The organism is Pacificoceanicola niger (genome assembly GCF_048553275.1).
Taxonomy (GTDB): domain Bacteria; phylum Pseudomonadota; class Alphaproteobacteria; order Rhodobacterales; family Rhodobacteraceae; genus Pacificoceanicola.
The window spans coordinates 27,859-46,660 of the sequence record NZ_JBLZMW010000008.1 but is presented as its reverse complement, the minus strand read 5'-3'; the positions used below and the strand labels follow the sequence as shown (position 1 = coordinate 46,660).

The 18,802-nt window shown below is 60.2% G+C and carries 17 protein-coding genes; 14 read left to right on the top strand and 3 right to left on the bottom strand.

Features of this window, described 5'->3' with window-relative positions; genetic code table 11:
• Positions 1 to 16: 16 nt before the first annotated feature.
• From ACN2XU_RS11730 to ACN2XU_RS11720, 3 genes are read right to left on the bottom strand one after another with little or no spacing between them, the layout of a single operon-like run.
• Entirely contained in the window at positions 17 to 577 is a 561-nt protein-coding gene (locus tag ACN2XU_RS11730) for a TadE/TadG family type IV pilus assembly protein (RefSeq protein WP_419410630.1), read from the bottom strand.
• Positions 578 to 588: 11 nt separating this feature from the next.
• Positions 589 to 1,068, bottom strand: a complete 480-nt coding sequence (locus ACN2XU_RS11725) for a TadE/TadG family type IV pilus assembly protein (protein ID WP_419410629.1) — start codon at positions 1,066 to 1,068, stop codon at positions 589 to 591.
• Positions 1,069 to 1,121: 53 nt separating this feature from the next.
• The gene (locus ACN2XU_RS11720) at positions 1,122 to 2,921 is read right to left on the bottom strand and encodes a pilus assembly protein TadG-related protein (RefSeq protein ID WP_419410628.1); all 1,800 of its coding nucleotides are present in this window, start codon (positions 2,919 to 2,921) and stop codon (positions 1,122 to 1,124) included.
• Positions 2,922 to 3,267: 346 nt separating this feature from the next.
• On the opposite strand from ACN2XU_RS11720, the gene ACN2XU_RS11715 reads away from it, so the two are divergent.
• The 14 genes from ACN2XU_RS11715 to ribD all read left to right on the top strand — a co-directional run bounded on the left by ACN2XU_RS11715 (position 3,268) and on the right by ribD (position 18,711).
• Entirely contained in the window at positions 3,268 to 4,704 is a 1,437-nt protein-coding gene (locus ACN2XU_RS11715) for a Glu/Leu/Phe/Val family dehydrogenase (protein ID WP_419410627.1), read from the top strand.
• Between the two features lie 1,077 nt (positions 4,705 to 5,781).
• Complete coding sequence (locus tag ACN2XU_RS11710) at positions 5,782 to 7,386, top strand: pilus assembly protein TadG-related protein (protein WP_419410626.1); 1,605 nt, start codon at positions 5,782 to 5,784, stop codon at positions 7,384 to 7,386.
• Complete coding sequence (locus ACN2XU_RS11705) at positions 7,383 to 7,919, top strand: TadE/TadG family type IV pilus assembly protein (RefSeq protein ID WP_419410625.1); 537 nt, start codon at positions 7,383 to 7,385, stop codon at positions 7,917 to 7,919. Before ACN2XU_RS11710 ends, ACN2XU_RS11705 begins: the two co-directional genes overlap by 4 nt.
• Positions 7,920 to 7,923: 4 nt before the next feature.
• The gene (locus ACN2XU_RS11700; protein WP_419410624.1) at positions 7,924 to 8,481 is read left to right on the top strand and encodes a TadE/TadG family type IV pilus assembly protein; all 558 of its coding nucleotides are present in this window, start codon (positions 7,924 to 7,926) and stop codon (positions 8,479 to 8,481) included.
• A 199-nt stretch (positions 8,482 to 8,680) separates the two neighbouring features.
• Positions 8,681 to 8,956, top strand: a complete 276-nt coding sequence (locus tag ACN2XU_RS11695; protein ID WP_419410623.1) for a hypothetical protein — start codon at positions 8,681 to 8,683, stop codon at positions 8,954 to 8,956.
• An 88-nt stretch (positions 8,957 to 9,044) separates the two neighbouring features.
• Positions 9,045 to 11,012 carry a DNA primase gene (gene dnaG / locus ACN2XU_RS11690; RefSeq protein WP_419410622.1) on the top strand — a complete coding sequence of 656 codons (1,968 nt, stop codon included), beginning with the start codon at positions 9,045 to 9,047 and terminating at the stop codon, positions 11,010 to 11,012.
• A 135-nt stretch (positions 11,013 to 11,147) separates the two neighbouring features.
• The gene (gene rpoD / locus ACN2XU_RS11685) at positions 11,148 to 13,133 is read left to right on the top strand and encodes an RNA polymerase sigma factor RpoD (RefSeq protein ID WP_419410621.1); all 1,986 of its coding nucleotides are present in this window, start codon (positions 11,148 to 11,150) and stop codon (positions 13,131 to 13,133) included.
• A 9-nt stretch (positions 13,134 to 13,142) separates the two neighbouring features.
• Positions 13,143 to 13,424 (top strand): HlyU family transcriptional regulator, encoded by a 282-nt coding sequence (locus ACN2XU_RS11680; RefSeq protein WP_419410620.1) that lies wholly within the window; start codon positions 13,143 to 13,145, stop codon positions 13,422 to 13,424.
• 374 nt (positions 13,425 to 13,798) lie between these two features.
• Positions 13,799 to 14,050: a hypothetical protein gene (locus tag ACN2XU_RS11675; RefSeq protein WP_419410619.1), complete on the top strand. Its 252-nt coding sequence runs from the start codon at positions 13,799 to 13,801 to the stop codon at positions 14,048 to 14,050.
• 137 nt (positions 14,051 to 14,187) lie between these two features.
• Positions 14,188 to 14,595, top strand: coding sequence for a secondary thiamine-phosphate synthase enzyme YjbQ (locus ACN2XU_RS11670; RefSeq protein WP_419410618.1), 408 nt, complete (start codon positions 14,188 to 14,190; stop codon positions 14,593 to 14,595).
• Between the two features lie 88 nt (positions 14,596 to 14,683).
• Positions 14,684 to 15,415 carry a DUF1353 domain-containing protein gene (locus ACN2XU_RS11665; protein ID WP_419410617.1) on the top strand — a complete coding sequence of 244 codons (732 nt, stop codon included), beginning with the start codon at positions 14,684 to 14,686 and terminating at the stop codon, positions 15,413 to 15,415.
• A 1-nt stretch (position 15,416) separates the two neighbouring features.
• Positions 15,417 to 16,961, top strand: a complete 1,545-nt coding sequence (locus tag ACN2XU_RS11660) for a zinc-binding metallopeptidase family protein (protein ID WP_419410616.1) — start codon at positions 15,417 to 15,419, stop codon at positions 16,959 to 16,961.
• A gap of 173 nt (positions 16,962 to 17,134) precedes the next feature.
• A complete protein-coding gene (gene nrdR, locus ACN2XU_RS11655; RefSeq protein ID WP_419410615.1) occupies positions 17,135 to 17,611 on the top strand; it encodes a transcriptional regulator NrdR in 477 nt (158 codons plus the stop codon).
• Entirely contained in the window at positions 17,608 to 18,711 is a 1,104-nt protein-coding gene (gene ribD / locus ACN2XU_RS11650; protein ID WP_419410614.1) for a bifunctional diaminohydroxyphosphoribosylaminopyrimidine deaminase/5-amino-6-(5-phosphoribosylamino)uracil reductase RibD, read from the top strand. The genes nrdR and ribD overlap by 4 nt, the downstream gene beginning before the upstream one ends.
• The last annotated feature ends 91 nt before the right edge of the window (positions 18,712 to 18,802 follow it).

The window sequence follows — 18,802 nt, the reverse complement described above, 5'->3', positions numbered from 1 at the left end:
GGGTGTCGTGTCCCGGTCAGTCAAGCCCGGCGATCACCATCTTCGGCGAGTAGCGCGGACGCGTGAAGCTGTAGGCGGTGATCGTGAAGGCATCGAGGCCGATCTTGAAGACAGGATTGTGATCGTCCCAGTTCTCCACGAGGATCAGCTGGTCCCCGGCAATACCGGAGGGCAGGCGGTCCTGGTAGTTCTGCATGTCCCCGGAGCCGAGCGCGCCGATGTCGCCGCGGGAATCGGACCAGACAAAGTCCCAATGGTCCGTGTCGCCGTTGTATGTGACCAAGGTCAGGCGCAGCGCGGTGCCCGTGCCATTGGCCTGCGTCAACACGTTCAGCAGCGCGTAAGTGTTGTCGACATAGCTGCCGTCGATCTCATCGGTTTCGCGCGACAGCATGTCGGAAATCACGAAGTTTGCTTTCTGGTTCACCGACTGCTGACGAAATGCATCGAAATAGACCCAGCAGGCGGCAAAGAGCCACAGCAGCACCGGCATGACGATGAGCGCTTCGAGGGTGACATATCCTTCTTCGTCACGGCGAAAGCGCTTGAGAAGACGGGCGGGTGTTTTGAGATCCATAGGTCCTCTCCTTAGCTGGGTTCGTTGACGAAGGCGGTGGAGGAGACGATGGCGGTATAGCCCGCCTCGTCCTTGGCCAGGCTCGAACTGAGCGTGCCTGCCGGCGTGATCGGCTGATACTTGTAGCAGGCGCGCAGCAGCATCATTTCCTGCTCGCCACCCTTGTAGTAGCTCCGCACCGGATTGACCGGCTCGCTCACATCTACGCAGTCGGCGACGGTCTCCGGAGCTTGCCAGTTGCGCATGTCGAGTCGGACCATTTCGAGACGCAGCATATCGGTGCAGGCGGGCAGCACGGCGGCGGACTGGCAGATCTTGTTCTTCAGGTCGTCGTGTGAGGCGACCGAGGTGCTGTCGAGGCGCAGATCCCGAACGGCGTCGTCCAGGGCCCGTTCCAGAGCCGTCTGTCGGATGGTCACGGTGCCAAGCTCGATGGATGACAGGATCAGTCCGAGAAAGACAGGCGTCCAGAGAGCGAAGGGAACAACCATGGATCCGCTTTCTTCCCGGCGGAAACGGGCGAGGGTATTCTTTACACAAGCAATCATTGGATCAGCCTCAGGGTCTGAAGGGTACGGGCAATGGTCGAGAACGTCTCGTTCAGGTCGCTGCCGTTGACATCGTAGTAATGGGCGGGAGAGGTTGCGCAGTCCCGCATGGCGTTCCGGCCACGCTGCGGGGCCTCGACGCCGATTGCATAGACCACCACGCCCTGTTCCTTGGCGGCGGAGCAGACCGTGGAGAGGTATGCGTCCGCCGTTGTGCCATTCTGGATGGTTTCGTAGGCGTAGTAGGCGTCGAGGTACTGGTCATAGCTCACTTTGCCCTTGGTGTAGGCGAACCAGTAGTATTCGTTGCCGAAAGCAGGTGTCTTCATTCGGGCGTACAATTCGGCGTTGGTCATCTGGCGTGGTCCGCCGCCCTGGGTCATCGGGTAAAGATCGGAAGCCGTGCAGGTCTTGAACGAGGCATTGCAGTTTGCGTTGGCGTAGGCCGAGGCGCTCGGATCCGCGTTTCCGGTCAGGTTCCCGACGGTCGCCGTCACGTCATAGAGCACATCATCGAGGACCCAGCTGTAGATCGAGTTCCTGAAGGCATTGTTCGGGTCGCTGTTCTTCTTGTGCGTCCAGAGATAGACATCGTTGTTGCTGCCATAGCGATCCACGACCTTGATGGAATAGCGGTCGTCGGACAGGTCCGCCGTGCCGTGGTCGTCGACCCAGACATTGGAGAGGCCATACTTTCGATTGTCCTTCAGGTCGAACTGCGAGGTGTTTTCCCCGTCGGTCATGACCACGATGAACTTCATCGTCTCGCTGTCATCAAAGGCGGCAGGGCGCGGCGTGGTTGTGGCTTCGATCTGGCCGGAACTGACCATCTCGTCGAGGATCGGCCTTGCGGACGGGTCGAGCAGCGATGCGCCCCACTTCACGCCAAGGTCGATGGCGGTGTTGCCGCCCGCTTCCAGGGCGTCGATCTGGCTCTTGAGGTACTCGGGATTGGAGCTGTGCGGCACGATCCGGGACTTGTTGCCCATCGGACACCAGAAGTTCGAGGCCGCGATGCCGCCATCGAAGGGGTCGAAATGACCGATCTGTGTCAGCTGATCAATGGTGTTGATGGCGGTCGTGTTATAATCCGAGGCATCAAACGTCACACAATGCGAGAACGGCTGGGCGTCTTCGATGTTGAAATAGGAGGCCAGGTCCGGGCCGAGGTTCACGGTCGCATTGTACGGAACCAGCGAGATCGACACGAGTGGGTCGACATTGTCCGCCGGCAGCAACGTGTCGATGAACGACTTCGCCGCTTCCTTGAGCTGCCCGATCTTGGTGCCGCTCATCGAGCCAGAGATGTCCAGAACCAGCGAAATCTCGACGTTGCCGACGCCGTTCAATGCCGTGGCAAGACCTTCGGCAGTCAGCGTATCGACACCGATCAGCCCCATCAGGTGCGAGGGCATCGTGACCTTGCCAGTCGCCGTGACCTGGCGATTGTTGGCGTCCTGAGTGACGGTGACGCCCTGCAACGCGTCGGACATGTTCATCGCCGCAAAGTAGGTTTGCACCGTTTCGGTCGGGTCCATTTCGTTCTTGACGTTCGCGGCGGCGAGCACGGCGCGGTCAAGCGTGTTTTGCACCTTGTTGCGTTTGAGCTCGGCATAGATCATGTCGATGCCGATGCCGCCGAAGACCATCATGACCAAGGCGCCTACGACGGCGAAGTAAGACATGCTGCCGCGCTCTTCGGCCCAGAAGCGTCCCAACCAGCCATTGGTCGGAGAAGCGCTGATTTGACCGGGATATTCTTTCAGGCGATTGAACGCGCTCAAAACCATATTCATTTCGTTACCTTCCCCCCGAAGATTGTTCGGGTGTAAGCCACACTGCACACGTTGCGATTGGGGAATTTATGCTTTCAGAACGGGGCCAAAATGGGGCGATTTGATCGGTAATTTCCCTTAATTTTATGGAAATTTGAGAACAATCTCCGCCGCATTTGCGACTTTGTTTCATAGACCTGCACAGACCCGCGCATTGGAAAGAATGCAGGTGCAGAATCGCGCGGTGAATTGGGCGAAAAGATGTTTGGGTCCTGCCGACGCCCTTGTTAGGGTCGGGGTGCAACAGGGGCGCGCGTGGCTGAGTCTGAACCTTGGGCCTGCCGTGTGCACAGGAGGAGAACCCACCATGTCCGCAGTGCCGTCGAATGAGCCGACATTCCGCCAATCCGTCGATCTGATGTACAATCGAGCCGTGGCGCTGATGGATCTTCCGCCCGGTCTCGAGGAGAAAATCCGCGTTTGCAATGCCACCTATACGGTGCGCTTCGGGGTGCGGCTGCGCGGCAAGATCCAGACATTCACCGGATATCGCTCGGTGCATTCGGAGCATATGGAGCCGGTGAAGGGGGGGATCCGCTACGCCCTTGCCGTGAACCAGGACGAGGTCGAGGCGCTCGCGGCGCTGATGACATATAAATGCGCGCTCGTCGAAGCGCCGTTTGGTGGTTCCAAGGGCGGGCTCTGCGTCGATCCGCGCCTTTATGACGAGCACGAGCTGGAACAGATCACCCGGCGGTTTGCCTATGAGCTGGCCAAGCGGGACTTGATCCACCCGTCGCAAAACGTTCCGGCGCCCGATATGGGGACCGGCGAGCGCGAGATGGCCTGGATCGCCGACCAGTATGCCCGGATGAATACGACGGACATCAATGCCCGGGCCTGTGTCACCGGCAAGCCGCTCAATGCGGGTGGTATCCATGGGCGCGTGGAGGCGACCGGTCGCGGTGTGCAATACGCCCTGCGCGAGTTCTTTCGGTATGCTGATGACAAGGCCGCCGCGGGTCTGTCCGGCACGCTAGACGGCAAACGTGTCATCGTGCAGGGGCTGGGCAACGTCGGGTTTCACGCAGCCAAGTTCCTGCGCGACGAGGACGGGGCCAAGATCATCGGGATCATCGAACACGACGGCGCGTTGCTTGATGAACGCGGGCTGGACGTCGAGGCGGTCCGCGACTGGATCGTTCGACATGGCGGGGTGACCGGCTATCCCGATGCCACCCACACGGCCGAGGGGCACAGCGTTCTTGAGGCCGAATGCGACATTCTGATCCCGGCGGCTCTGGAAGGGGTGATCAACCTGTCGAATGCGCATTCGATCAAGGCGCCGCTGATCATCGAGGCCGCCAATGGTCCGGTAACGGCGGGTGCGGACGAGATCCTGCGAGACAAGGGCGTTGTCATCATTCCTGACATGTTCGCCAACGCCGGGGGGGTGACCGTCTCTTACTTCGAATGGGTCAAGAACCTCAGCCATATCCGCTTTGGCCGGATGCAGAGGCGTCAGGAAGAGTCCCGGCATCAGCTGGTTGTCGATGAGTTGGAACGGCTCGACGCAGCGCTGGGCGATACATGGGACCTCGCGCCGAGTTTCAAGGAAAAGTACCTGCGCGGGGCCGATGAGCTCGAACTGGTTCGGTCGGGGCTCGATGACACCATGCGTATCGCCTATCAGGCGATGCGGGAGGTGTGGCACGGGCGGCCAGAAGTCAAAGACCTCCGGACAGCGGCCTATATCGTTGCCATTGAACGCGTGGCGGCGAGCTATCGGGCCAAAGGCCTGTAATCCCACACCAAAGCATCCCTTCCGGTACGCCGGGTGGGATTTGCCGCGCCACGGCGCTCCCGGCACAGCCGTTGTGGAAACTCTCCATTCATCAAACAGTCTTTGTCGCAGAGGGGGTGGTGTTTCCTGATCCAGCATCCGGTCACGTTGCCTTCACACTTTGGTTGAGAATTAAATGCGTGGGTGTTGGCGGGTCCCCAAAAGCGTGTGGGCCCGCAGTTGCCCAAAGTTGCACGGCTTTGCGGTATGGGGCGGACAACCCCGGTTGAGATTGCCCCATCCGGTTTGGGACGGGGCTTTTAAATTTCATTATATCAATAGGTTGAGTTCAGGGTTCCCTGCGCTGAATCCGGCGTTCGCGGCGGGCGGTTAAGTTGGGAATCGACCCAAAGCGCATGCGGTTTTGTGAAAAATCGGACGGGAAGTTCTAAATCCGGCCACAATTTCGGACGGTTTGGCGACCGCTTTCTTCACTAGCGTTAACTGATCCGCAGCGCCGTTGTGTGCGGAGACAGGAACAAAAGGGACACTGGACATGCATGGCTATGCCAGACGACTCCCGTGCTTCTTGGGGGCAGAAGACGGTACAGCAATCGGACGGCAGCGCGTTCGACCACACAAGAGGAGACGGCGCTGCCCGGTCTGCCGCGCGCGGTTTTGGCGATTTCCCAGGTACGCCCGGCATCTGGCCGAGGAACAGGCTCAGTCGGCTTTCGAGCCTGGTTCTGTGGCCCCTCGGACCGCAGGACCGGACGCCCGTACTCGGCCGGAGAGTTGCCAGGCAACCGTCACACGCCTTGGCGGGGCCGAGATGAAACGCCCGGCACCGACTCGGTCCATCGCGCGGGTTGACCCGATATGAGGCCGCGCAGCACCGAAATCGTCAGACATAATCTTTCGGATAGGTCGCTATCCGAAATAGCCGAAAATGGATGCCTTGGCTTGAGTGGAAAGCCTCTGGAATTGCGTGAATCGGGCGAAGCGAGTCCAATTCGCGCCCAAATCCTGACCGATTCACAATTCATTAACCATTTAACCCCGCTGCGAGTGAGGGGATGGAAAAGAGGAAATCACGTTATGAAACGGACAGATGCTTTGGTCGCTGCCGTCGCGGGGGACGAAGACGGCAATGTCACGATCTTCTCGGTCTTCATGGTTATGCTTACTCTGATCATCACGGGTGCGTCGATTGACATCATGCGCTTCGAGGCAACCCGGGCCAAGATGCAGAGCACAATGGACCGGGCCGTTCTGGCCGCGGCCGACCTTGATCAACAACAGGACCCGGTCGCCGTGGTTCAGGATTACATGTTCAAGGCCGGGCTTGAGTCTGCACTGGCGACGGTGGAAGTCGACAGCGGACTCAATCACAGAACAGTGACGGCGAACGGGTCGGTCGATCTCAAAACCTTCTTCATGAAGATGTCCGGTTTCGACACCTTGACCGCGCCGGCCCGCAGCGTTGCGGAAGAAAAGATTTCGAATGTTGAAATCTCTTTGGTACTCGACATCTCCGGTTCGATGGGGGGATCGCGGATCGCAAACATGCGCGACGCGGCAACCGAATTCATCGACACCGTGATCCGCCCGGTAGACGAGGGCTCCGGTCTGACCACTGTGTCGCTGGTGCCCTACAACGCGACGGTCAACCTCGGTGACCAGGTGGCTTCGTACTGGACGCTCGACACGCTGCACGACTACTCGAACTGCGTGATCTTCGATGACAATGACTTTTACCAATCGGCGATCAGCCCGTCCGACGAACTGACCCGTCTGGCGCATTTCGATCTGTATTCCACCGATGAGAACACGACCGAACTGCCCTCGCCATGGTGTGCCACCGGCAACGACGGCGCAGTCACGATGCACAGCGCCAACGCAACCCTGCTCAAGTCGCAAGTCAATGCGCTTCAGGCTGGCGGCAACACGGCCATCGACCTCGGAGTCAAATGGGGCGTGGCGCTTCTTGACCCGGCGGCCAATCCCGCAGTCGCTGCTGCGGCGGCTGATGGCTTGGTGCCGGTCGAAGCGGCGGACCGCCCTGCTGCCTATGATGATCCGGAGGCGATCAAGTTCGTCGTGGTCATGACTGACGGCGAAAACACCACCGAATACGACCTCAAGTATCACCTCAAGTACGGTCTTTCGAACGTTTGGATCGACGATCGTGGCAACAACAATCCATCTGACGACCGGTTCTCCATGCGGGTCCGTGACTGGAGCGGAACAAGCAACGATGTCTGGTATTGGGACCGCTATAAGAACTACGGTTACAACGACCGGTATCGCGGCTCGCCGGACGGTGGCAGTTCTGCCCGGCAGATGACCAACGCGGAGCTGTTCGGGCGTTTTGGCACCAAGGCTGTCGCACGCAAGTTCTATCTCAAACCCTATTATGACAACTGGGTTTCCTCGGGGCAGTACAACGATGTCTACTACGGTTACGAAAGCATCGTGAACGGTTACCGTGCTGACAACCGGCTGCATAATATCTGCTCGTCTGCCAAGGACGAGGGGATCGTCATCTTCTCGATTGCCTTTGAAGCCCCGTCCGGCGGCAAGGCCGCTCTGAAGGACTGCGCCTCTTCCGAATCCCATTTCTTTGACGTCAACGGGGTCGAAATCACCGAGACCTTCCATGCGATTGCGCGTCAAATCAACAGCCTGAGGTTGATCCAATGATTGCCTGTATTACGAAGCACCTTGCCCGGTTCCGCCGCGACGAAGATGGCAACAGCACCGTCGAATTCGCGCTCTACTTCACCGTATTCTTCCTTATCCTCGCGGCGGGGGTGGAGATCGCCTACATCAACCTGCGCCATGCCATGCTGGAGCGTGGGGTAGATCTGGCGACACGGGAAATCCGGCTCAGCACCGGGCATGTTCCCAGCTATACCGATGTGCGGGGAATGATCTGCTCCAAGGCGGCGGTCCTGGATGACTGCGAAAGCAACCTGCGGCTGGAAATGGTTCAAGTTGCCCCGCGTGATCTGTCCGGCGCACCGAATGACGCCGATTGCCAAAATGCCGCGCAAGATCCCCGTCCGGTTCGGAACTTCGTGGCCGGACAGGACAACGATCTGATGCTGATCCGGGCTTGCCTCAAGTACAAGCCCATGTTGCCGACCACGTCGATCGGCAAGGAACTCAACAAGGACGCGGAAGGTTACGCCCAGATCGTGGTGACCTCTGCCTTCGTCCAGGAACCGAGGTAAGACCATGCTTGCGACTGTTCTATCCAACCTGCGGCGCTTTCGCCGCGACGAAGCCGGAAACGTCACCATCGAGACTCTGATCTGGATGCCATTGATCCTGGGGATACTGGCGGCCACGTTCTCCCTGCATGATGCATTTCGCTACAAGAGCCTGAACGTGAAGGCCGCCTATACGATCTCCGATGCGCTATCGCGTGAGACCGATCCGATCGACAATGCTTACCTCGACGGGATGGTGGATCTTTTGTCGTATCTGACGCGCTCGGAAGGGCCGTATTCTTTGCGGGTCACATTGGTGCGCTACAACGCCAATCAGGACAAGTATATTTCTGAGTGGACCCAGACACGCGGCGATTTCACCAACCTCACGACACAGGACCTGGGTTCGATGCATGAGAAACTGCCAAATCTGCTTCACAACGAACGGGTCATCGTGGTTGAAACCGCGACGATGTACAAACCGCCGTTCGAGGTGCCAGGCTTGAATACCGATAGCCTCTTCTACAACTACGGATTCACGCGTCCACGTTTCGCTCCGAAGATCGTGTGGAGCGACGCCTGATCCGGAACCATTTCGGATGGACCGGGCCTGACGAAAGGTCTCCTGCATCCATCGTGTTGCGTTTCGCAGAGTAAACAGGGCTGCCAGAGGTGGCCCTGTTGTCTGTTGCTCGCTGCTCCATCGGTGTTTGGTTGCCGGACGCGGTTGCCGAGTTGAAAGGCGCAAACTATGTAAGCGCAAACCGGACCGGAGAATTTTCATGCGTTTGTCTTTTGCGAGCCTGCTTTGCCTCACCCTTGCCAGCCCGGCTTTCGCGCAGGAGGCCGTGGCCGACTGTGATGCGCAGTTGGTCGTTGTTTCAAAGGCGGTCGACGCGCGCGAAGCGGGACAGAGCAAGGGCAAGACCCGCCGTGAATTGCGCAGTGAATACGGTCGCACCGCCGCCGATATGCTTGTCGATTTTGTCTACGGCGTGCCGGACGATCAGGTCGCCGAGATCAAGGACGCGTATCGCCAGCAATGTGAGGCGATGTGAGCGCGGCTTGCCCGCTGAACCATTTTCCCTGTGGACAATCTGCTCTGTGATCTGGACTCGGGCGCTGTCTGAGCCAATATAGGTCCCCATGAGCCTACCCCCCGGATTTTTGGACGAACTGCGAAACCGCACCAGCATGGCCCAGGTGGCCGGGCGCAAGGTGCTGTGGGACAGCCGCAAATCCAATCAGGGCAAGGGTGACATGTGGGCGCCGTGCCCCTTCCATCAGGAAAAATCCGCGTCATTTCATGTGGATGACCGGAAGGGATACTACTATTGCTTTGGTTGCCAGGCCAAGGGCGATGCCATCTCCTTCGTCCGCGAAACGGAGAACGTTGGCTTTATGGAAGCCATTGAAATCCTTGCCCAAGAGGCCGGGATGGAGGTGCCCAAACAGGACCCGAAAACCCAGGAAAAAGCAGACCGCCGCACGCTTCTGGCTGATGTCATGGAGCAGGCCGTGCGCTTCTTTCGCCTGCAGCTGCAGCGCGGTGTGGCCGAGGAGGCGCGGCGCTACCTCACCAAACGCGGCCTCGATCAGGGCGCGCTGGATCGGTTCGAGATCGGGTATGCGCCCGGCGGATGGGAAAATCTGCGCGAGGCGTTGAAGGCCAAAGGCGTGCCTATGGAACTGATGCTGGCCGCCGGATTGGTCAAGACGTCCGACAAGGGGCGCGAACCCTACGATGTGTTTCGCGACAGGATCATGTTCCCGATCCGCGACGGGCGCGGCAAGGCAATCGCCTTTGGCGGGCGGGCCATGGATCCGAACGACAATGCCAAGTACCTGAATTCGCCGGAAACCGAACTCTTCGACAAATCGCGAAATCTCTACAATCTGCGGCCTGCCCGCGAGGCCTCGGGCAAGGGGCAGCCGTTGGTCGTGGCCGAGGGATACATGGACGTCATCGCGCTCAGCGAGGCGGGGTTTGGCGCATCGGTTGCGCCGCTCGGTACGGCGGTGACGGAGCCGCAGTTGCAGCTGATGTGGCGGCTCAGCGACGAGCCGATCATTGCGCTCGACGGAGACAAGGCGGGCCTGCGCGCAGCCTATCGGGTCATTGACCTCGCTTTGCCGCTGCTGGAGGCGGGCAAGGGGCTGCGCTTTGCGATCATGCCTGACGGCAAGGATCCTGACGATCTGCTGCGCGCCGAAGGGCCGGACGCTGTAAAGCGTGTGCTCGACAGTGCCATGCCCATGGTGCAGCTGCTTTGGCGGCAGGAAACCGAAGACAAGGTCTTTGACAGTCCGGAGCGCAAGGCCGGGTTGGACAAGACGCTGCGCGCCCGCATCGCCCGGATTCAGGACCCCTCGTTGCGGCATCACTACGGCGAAGAGATCAAGGAACTGCGTTTTGAGCTGTTCCGTGCCCGGCGGGGCGGGCAAACAAATGGCGGACGTGGGCAACGGCAAGGCAACTGGACCCGCCGTGACTGGCGTGCGCCGCCGCCGGCCTCGGCGGGGGCCAAAAGCTCGCTTCTGGTCTCGGCCGGTGACAAAGCGGAGTTTCAAATGCGCGAGTCGGTGGTCCTTGCGGCCATCTTGTCGTCCCCGGAAATCGCGGCGGAATTCGAAAGCCAGCTCGAAGCCATGCCCTGCACGGACCCGCAAAGCAGCGTGATCCGGGACGTGATCCTGCGGTGCATCGGGACAGAAGATCAGATGCGCAGCCGTGTCGAGGACGCTATTGGCATCGAGTCTCTTGAAACGTTGCTCTCCGCGCGCCATCTGTCCGTGGTGCCCTGCATCCGCCGCCCCGGAGATGCCGAAATGTCACGCATGACGGTGGCCGAAGAACTGGCCAAGATGGAAGCGCACAAGGGGTGGCAGGCAGAGTTGAGCGAGGCCGAGGAGGATCTCGAAGATCTGGCAGACGAGGCGATGACCTGGCGTCTGGCGCAAGCGGCGCAGGCCAAGGCGCAAGCTGGCCGGATCAGCGACGAGGACGATGCGGACTTTGACGTTGGTCCCAACGGGGCGCATATCGATAAATCGGAGCGCAGCGCGCTTGATTCGCTGCTGTCGCAGATTCGCTTTGATAAACAACGCCGCTGAGTGTGATGCAGAAACCGACGTGGTGAAGAAACAGTAAGTAAAACAGGGTAAACGAGTCTGCGAATCACTCGAATGCCATGATGATTCGTGATAACGAATCACATCGCGACCCGAATCCCCGACGAGGAGAGCCTGATGGCCGCCAAGGATAACGACGACGCCAAGCCGCAGGATCAGGACGAGGATGTCAGCCTCGACATGAGCCAGACGGCGGTCAAAAAGATGATCGCAGAGGCCCGCGAGCGCGGCTACATCACCTACGATCAGCTCAATTCGGTGCTGCCGCCGGATCAGGTCAGTTCGGACCAGATCGAGGACGTGATGTCCATGCTCTCCGAGATGGGCATTCAGGTCACCGAGGATGACGAAGAGGCTGACGACGACGACAAGGGCTCAACCGACCTTGTCGAGACGAAGAAGGCGGGCGAGGTTGCCGTCTCCGCCGGCAGCTCGGAAAAGCTTGATCGCACGGATGATCCGGTTCGCATGTATCTGCGCGAGATGGGCAGCGTCGAACTGCTCAGCCGCGAAGGCGAGATTGCCATCGCAAAGCGCATCGAGGCGGGCCGCAACACGATGATCCTCGGGCTTTGTGAAAGCCCGCTGACCTTCCAGGCGATCACCATCTGGCGCGAGGAACTTCTCTCCGAAGACATCCTTCTGCGCGATGTGATCGACCTTGAAACCACGTTCTCCGGCCAGATGGGCGAAGATGGCGACGTGGAAGAGCCGGTGGTCGACACGTCTGGCGTCGAAGCGGCGGCCAAGCCGAAATCCGATCAACCGGAGCTTGATGCCGACGGCAACCCCATTGCCGACGACGACGACGACGACGACGACGAGCAGGCCAACATGTCGCTCGCCGCGATGGAAACGGCGCTAAAGCCGCGCGTGCTTGAAACGCTGGACCGCATCGCTCAGGATTATGAAGAACTGGCCGAGATGCAGGACAGCCGGATCTCGGCGACCCTGAACGAAGACGGCACCTTCAGTGCCGGCGACGAAGAGCGCTATCAAAAGCTGCGCGGCGAGATTGTCGAACTGGTGAACGGGCTTCACCTGCACAATAACCGCATCGAAGCGTTGATCGACCAGCTCTACGGCATCAACAAGCGCATCATGTCCATCGACAGCGCCATGGTGAAGCTGGCCGATCAGGCCCGTATCAACCGCCGCGAGTTCGTTGACGAATACCGCGGCCACGAGCTTGATCCGAACTGGCTGGAGCGCATGGGCGAGAAGGCCGGTCGCGGCTGGCAGATGTTCATCGAGCGTTCCTCCGACAAGGTCGAAGAACTGCGTGCCGACATGGCGCAGGTCGGCCAGTATGTCGGTCTCGATATCTCCGAATTCCGCCGCATTGTCGGTCAGGTCCAGAAGGGTGAAAAAGAGGCGCGTCAGGCCAAGAAGGAAATGGTCGAGGCGAATCTGCGTCTGGTTATCTCCATCGCGAAGAAATACACCAACCGGGGCCTGCAATTCCTTGATCTTATTCAGGAAGGCAACATTGGCCTGATGAAGGCCGTGGACAAGTTCGAGTACCGCCGGGGCTACAAGTTCTCGACCTACGCGACGTGGTGGATCCGCCAGGCGATCACTCGCTCGATCGCCGATCAGGCGCGCACGATCCGTATCCCGGTGCATATGATCGAGACGATCAACAAGCTGGTTCGTACAGGCCGTCAGATGCTGCACGAGATTGGCCGCGAGCCGACGCCGGAAGAACTGGCCGAGAAGCTGCAAATGCCGCTCGAAAAGGTCCGCAAGGTGATGAAGATCGCCAAGGAGCCGATCTCTCTCGAAACGCCCATCGGCGACGAGGAAGACAGCCAGCTTGGCGATTTCATCGAGGACAAGAACGCGGTTCTCCCGCTCGACAGCGCCATTCAGGAAAACCTGAAAGAGACCACCACCCGTGTTCTGTCGTCGCTCACGCCGCGCGAAGAGCGTGTTCTCCGTATGCGTTTTGGCATCGGCATGAACACGGACCACACGCTCGAAGAGGTCGGTCAGCAGTTCAGTGTGACCCGCGAACGGATCCGGCAGATTGAAGCCAAGGCGCTGCGCAAGCTCAAGCACCCGTCGCGGTCGCGCAAGCTGCGCAGCTTCCTCGATCAGTAAGGCGGGCGCATGTCCTTTTGGAAGAAACTTTTTGGCGGCGGTGGGGAGCCTCAGGCACCCGCCGCCGATCCGATTGAGTACAAAGGCTTTCGTATCACGCCGCAGCCCATAGACGAGGGCGGGCAATTCCGCATCTGTGCCGTGATCGAAGGAGAAGTGAACGGCGAGGTAAAGACCCATCGCCTGATCCGGGCTGACATGATCCGCGAATTTGACGTTGCGGCCGAGGCCTCCGTGGACAAGGCTCGCCAGATGATCGACCAGATGGGCGAGAGTCTCTTTCGTACATGAGGTTGCTTTGCGCCGTTGAAAACGCGCTGACCTGGCCGATCCTCATATTTCTTTGTGCGACCGTGGGCCTGGCACCTTTCTTTCCGGAGCCGCATATCTGGGAAAAAATGAAAATGTTGGCGGCCGGTGATCTCGTGCGACCGACCGACAGGTTCGATCTTGCGCTGCACGGTATTCCTTGGGTTTTTCTTGTTCTGAAGCTGGCGCTTACGCGGAGACGCACGCTATAGGCGAGGCCTGAGTCAACGGTTTACCAACGGAACGGAATTTAGCCAAATTCGGTGTATTCTGCGCCTGAGCCAAAGGTGATCTGCACCATTTCTGCGGAACCTAAGTGTCATAATCCACGTTAAGCACTCAGGAGGCCCAAGCAGATGAAGAAAATTCCTCTCTACACCATCGCTCTGCTCTTTACTGCCGCAGGGACATTTGCTGCCACGGCAGCTCTGGTTGATCGCGAGCCGAGCGTGATCGAAATCGAAGTCGATGCTCAGGACTTGGCGCGATGTCAGGAGACCTTGGCGCAGGTCGCCCAGATGCCGGCTGTTACAGACGGCGGATCCCCGATTTTGTTCGACAGTGCAGACGATCTCCCGCAAGTCGCCTGCGTCGTCCGGGACGTTTGATTTCGTGAGCCATAAGGCCCCGGCCCGAACCGGGGCTGCTTCAATCAAACACCTAATGATTTCTCGTGGCGCAATCTTGCTACCGGCCAGATCGACGGGCACCTTTACACTGCGTCGTTTGAAGCAGGAAACTCGAAATGCCATCTACGACCTTTACGATTTCAACCAGCGGACAAGGGCTTTACGAGTTCAGCGATGACGTCGCTGCATGGGTGCAGGGCAGCGGTCTTCTGACCCTTTTCGTGCGCCACACGTCTGCAAGCCTGCTGATCCAAGAAAACGCGGACGCGGACGTTCAGAGTGATCTTCAGGCATTCTTTCACAGATTGGTCCCGCCAAGCACCGACCCATCCATGTCCTATCTTACGCACACCTACGAGGGCCCCGATGACATGCCGGCCCACATCAAGGCGTCCATGATGCCGGTGAGCCTGTCGATCCCGGTCAGCAATGGACAACTGGCGCTCGGCAGATGGCAGGGCATTTACCTGTTCGAGCACCGCACCGCGCCGCACCGGCGACAGGTTGTTGCACATTTGGGCTAGGATGGCGGGACGGGAATCTGCCACTTGCAGGCGACAGCGCGCATGGTACCTTCACAGCCATCTGCTCTGCCGCAAAACAGGTCCGTGAATGTCGCGTATGCCATCGGGAAAAACGCTTGCCGTTGTTGCGGTCCTGCTCGCCGGGGCTTTGGCGTTTGGTGTTCCGGAGTTCCTTGCCGATCGCGCGGACCGGTCCGGCGCGCTCTGTCTGGGGCCGGGGCAGGAGGGCACGATCTGCCGTTTCGTGGGTGGCCCGATCGAGATGGGTGGAACGCCTGTTTTCGTTGCGAAGTTCAAGCACGCGTTCCTGCCGACCACCCGGAAAATCGATTTTATTGATGGTTTCGGACAGACATGGACCGCTCCGCCAAAAACGCTGACGGACGGGGCGTCTATTCCGATCCTGTTCGAGCCACTGATGGGCGACCGGCAAAGCCGCGAATACCTCGAAGCGGCCGCGCTGCATGATGCTTACTGCGGCGTCGGCAACGAGACGCTTGAAACCTACCAGACGAAACGCTGGGAAGAAGTGCACCGGATGTTTTACGAGGCACTATTGGTAGCCGGAACGCCCCCGATCCGCGCCAAGATGATGTTTGCCGCTGTCTATCTCGGTGGGCCGCGCTGGGATGATCCTGAGCGTTCGCTTGACGATGTCGACCCCGAGGCGATGAAGCGCGAAGCCAAGTGGTGTTTCAAGTGGATCGAGGACACGGACCCGACGGCCGAGGAAATCATCGCGTGGATGACCCGCCGGGAGGCCGCGTTGAAAGCCGGCGAAAACACCAAGCCGGTTTATTCCGTGCCCGAGGGCCTCTGATATGCCGAATGCCGCAATCCGGGTGGTGGATGATTTCATCAGCGCGCGCCGCGAAGATTTTTCCGACTGGTGCGCGACAATCTTCGATTTCGCCGAACCTGCATGGCGGGAGTATCGCTCCTGCAATTGGTACGTGGCGCGGCTGCGCGCCGAGGGTTTCGAGGTCGAGGAAGGCTCCGGCGGAATGCCAACCGCGTTCTGCGCCCGTTGGCGCAATGGCGACGGGCCAACCGTCGGGTTCTATGCGGAATATGATGCGGTGCCGAGCAATTGTCAGGCGGCTGTGCCGGAGCGCGCCCCGCGTGAGGGGCTCGGCTTCATGGCGGCAGGGCATACCGACCCGCATTCGGCTCTCGGGATGGGATCGCTCGCGGGTTTGCTTGCGACCAAGGCGGCAATGGAGGCGCAGGGCATTCGCGGCATTCTGCAAATCACTGGAGAGCCTGCGGAAAAGGTTCGTGGCTCCAAGCCCATCCACGCGGCAAAGGGGTATTATGACGGGCTGGATGCGATGCTGTCCTTCCATCCGTTTTACATGCTGCCGCTGTGCAACACCGTGCGCTGGGACACGCATTGCGGCGCGGCCTACAGCTTTGTTTACCGCTTTCTGTGTGAGGCGCCGCAGCACTGGGGGGCGACGGACGGCGCACCAATCCCGCAATCGCATTCGGATATCCGCGCGCCGGGCGCGAATGATGCGCTGATGCAGATGTATCAATCGGCCAGGGCGCTGCGCGGAAGCATGTTGCCGCACCAAGGCGGCTGGTCCGTGTCAGAGGCCATCCTATCGACCGGGCAGGCGACGGCGGACAACCTTCCCGCCTTGATGGCAGATTTGCAGTATATGATCCGGGTGCCGGATCTCGCCATGGCGGAACAGATTACGGCGCAGCTGGATCGTCTCGCCGACCTCGCGGCGCAGATGACCGGATGCCGTGTCGAAAAGCACTGGGTGTCGAAGTCCCGTCCCGGCTTGGCCAATCATGCCATGGCGCGGGCGGTCTGGACGGGATTGCAAGAGGTTGGGCCGCCGGATTGGGACGAGGCTGCGCTCGATCTCGCGCGGCAGGTGCAGGTGGCTTGTGGAACGGAGCCAGACGCGGTCCCGCTGATCTCCGAATGCACACGCTTGATTGATCCCGAAACTGCCGAGGCGATCCTGCGCCGGGACTTGCCGCCGTCCCAAGCGAACAGCACATCCGACGATTACACGGATATGACATGGCATTGTCCGACCGCGCGGTTCTATGTCGCGCGCCCGGCTTTGCGGGGCGGGCCCTATCCACCCTGGGCGATGAATGCTCTGGGAGGCATGCCGGACTTGATCGACCCGACAGTGATCTGTGCCGGTCGTGTCTTGGCCCGAGCGGCCTTGCGGGTTCTGACCGATCCCGCGCTGCGAACGGCGGCTTGGGCGGAATTCGAAGCGCGGCGCGAAGCCGCGGGTGGGATCCCGCCGCTTGCCGATTATCCGGCGCCGACGCATCTGCCCTGGCCGGAGTATGTCGAAACCCGGCGCGGACGCGATTGGCATATCCCTTCATAGCCGCGCAAACCGGACTGAGTCTCTTTCGCCACGGCGGAAACAGTCACCATATAGCGGCCAAAATTGACCACTACCCAAAACCTTGGGACTGACCTATAGTGGCTGTGGATAAGTGCGGGAAAACCGCGCAATCAGGCAAGAAGAGCAGAAAAACGGAACGAGGGGGACGGCCAATGCGCTGCCCGTTTTGCGGTAATATTGACACTCAAGTGAAAGATTCGCGCCCGGCGGAAGATCACGTCGCCATTCGGCGTCGGCGCTTTTGCCCTGCGTGCGGAGGACGGTTTACGACCTATGAGCGTGTGCAGCTGCGCGACCTCGTGGTGATCAAGTCCAACGGCAGGCGTGAGGATTTTGATCGGGACAAACTCGAACGGTCGATCCGGATCGCGATCCAGAAACGACCGCTGGAACCGGAACGCGTCGATCAGATGATCTCCGGTATCGTGCGGCGGCTCGAAAGCATGGGCGAGACCGATATTTCCTCGCACCAGATCGGGGAGATCGTCATGGAGACGCTGGCCCGGATCGACACCGTCGCCTACGTGCGCTTTGCAAGCGTTTACAAGAACTTCCAGGCTGCGGATGATTTTGACAAATTCGTCTCCGAGCTGCGCCCGGAAGCAGCGGTCCCACCGGCCGAAAAGTGAGCGAAGCCGATCGGCATCACATGGCCCACGCGCTTGCGCTGGGGCGTCGCGGGATGGGCAAATGCTGGCCCAACCCGGCGGTTGGCTGTGTGATCGTGCGCGATGGACGTGTCGTGGGCCGAGGTTGGACACAGCTCGGCGGCAGGCCGCACGCAGAGACCGAGGCGTTGGCCATGGCGGGCGCGGCGGCGAAGGGGGCAACCGCCTATGTCACGCTTGAGCCCTGCTCTCATCATGGCAAGACGCCGCCCTGTGCGCAGGCGCTGATCAAGGCCGGGATTGCGCGGGTTGTTGCGGCGGCGCCGGACAGCGATCCACGGGTGTCGGGCAAGGGCTTTGCCATGCTGCGCGATGCGGGGATCACGGTGGAAACGGGCCTTCTCGCCGACGAGGCCCTGCGCGACCATGCTGGTTTTCTACTCAGGACAGAACACGAGCGCCCGTGGCTGACACTGAAGCTGGCGATGAGTCTGGATGGTCGGATCGCAACTGCAACGGGAGAGAGCCGCTGGATCACGGGTCCGGACGCCCGCCGCGCGGTCCACGCGCTGCGCAATACGCATGATGCGGTCATGGTCGGGGGCGGAACGGCGCGTGCGGATGATCCGTCGCTGACCGTGCGCGGCTTTGGTGCCGTGCCACAGCCTGTCCGAGTGGTGGTATCCCGGTTTCTCGATCTTCCACTGATGGGGCAATTGGCGCGCACGGCGCAGGACGTTCCGGTTTGGGTCTGCCATGGCCCTGACGCCGATCCGCAATTCCTGCGGACTTGGGAGGGGCTAGGCGCGCGCCTGTTGCCGTGCCGCGTGCAAGGCGGTCGTGTTGATCCTGCGTCGGTTCTGTCGGCGCTCGGCAAGGCGGGGCTGACCCGTATTTTTTGCGAAGGGGGCGGACAGCTGGCGGCGTCCCTGCTCGCCAGTGATCTGGTGGACGAACTTCAGGTCTTCAGTGCCGGGATGACGCTGGGCGCCGAAGGGCATCCGGGAATTGGTGCCCTGGGCGTGGAAAGACTGAGCGAGGCACCGCGATTCCAGCTTGTGGATTTCTCGGTGGAGGGGCGTGACATCCGCCATATTTGGCGCCGCATCGCAGCGGAATAGAAATATTCTTGTTATCATGGGATTGTCTGCGACACTTCGCGCAATCATGTCCGGGGAATGCTGCTGTGGAAAACTGGAAAATCGCTTTCCC

Bases quoted from the DNA above. Each gene is read 5' to 3' on its own strand.
- ACN2XU_RS11730 (WP_419410630.1), bottom strand. From the start codon at position 577: ATGGATCTCAAAACACCCGCCCGTCTTCTCAAGCGCTTTCGCCGTGAC.
- ACN2XU_RS11725 (WP_419410629.1), bottom strand. From the start codon at position 1,068: ATGGTTGTTCCCTTCGCTCTCTGGACGCCTGTCTTTCTCGGACTGATC.
- ACN2XU_RS11720 (WP_419410628.1), bottom strand. From the start codon at position 2,921: ATGAATATGGTTTTGAGCGCGTTCAATCGCCTGAAAGAATATCCCGGT.
- ACN2XU_RS11715 (WP_419410627.1), top strand. From the start codon at position 3,268: ATGTCCGCAGTGCCGTCGAATGAGCCGACATTCCGCCAATCCGTCGAT.
- ACN2XU_RS11710 (WP_419410626.1), top strand. From the start codon at position 5,782: ATGAAACGGACAGATGCTTTGGTCGCTGCCGTCGCGGGGGACGAAGAC.
- ACN2XU_RS11705 (WP_419410625.1), top strand. From the start codon at position 7,383: ATGATTGCCTGTATTACGAAGCACCTTGCCCGGTTCCGCCGCGACGAA.
- ACN2XU_RS11700 (WP_419410624.1), top strand. From the start codon at position 7,924: ATGCTTGCGACTGTTCTATCCAACCTGCGGCGCTTTCGCCGCGACGAA.
- ACN2XU_RS11695 (WP_419410623.1), top strand. From the start codon at position 8,681: ATGCGTTTGTCTTTTGCGAGCCTGCTTTGCCTCACCCTTGCCAGCCCG.
- dnaG (WP_419410622.1), top strand. From the start codon at position 9,045: ATGAGCCTACCCCCCGGATTTTTGGACGAACTGCGAAACCGCACCAGC.
- rpoD (WP_419410621.1), top strand. From the start codon at position 11,148: ATGGCCGCCAAGGATAACGACGACGCCAAGCCGCAGGATCAGGACGAG.
- ACN2XU_RS11680 (WP_419410620.1), top strand. From the start codon at position 13,143: ATGTCCTTTTGGAAGAAACTTTTTGGCGGCGGTGGGGAGCCTCAGGCA.
- ACN2XU_RS11675 (WP_419410619.1), top strand. From the start codon at position 13,799: ATGAAGAAAATTCCTCTCTACACCATCGCTCTGCTCTTTACTGCCGCA.
- ACN2XU_RS11670 (WP_419410618.1), top strand. From the start codon at position 14,188: ATGCCATCTACGACCTTTACGATTTCAACCAGCGGACAAGGGCTTTAC.
- ACN2XU_RS11665 (WP_419410617.1), top strand. From the start codon at position 14,684: ATGTCGCGTATGCCATCGGGAAAAACGCTTGCCGTTGTTGCGGTCCTG.
- ACN2XU_RS11660 (WP_419410616.1), top strand. From the start codon at position 15,417: ATGCCGAATGCCGCAATCCGGGTGGTGGATGATTTCATCAGCGCGCGC.
- nrdR (WP_419410615.1), top strand. From the start codon at position 17,135: ATGCGCTGCCCGTTTTGCGGTAATATTGACACTCAAGTGAAAGATTCG.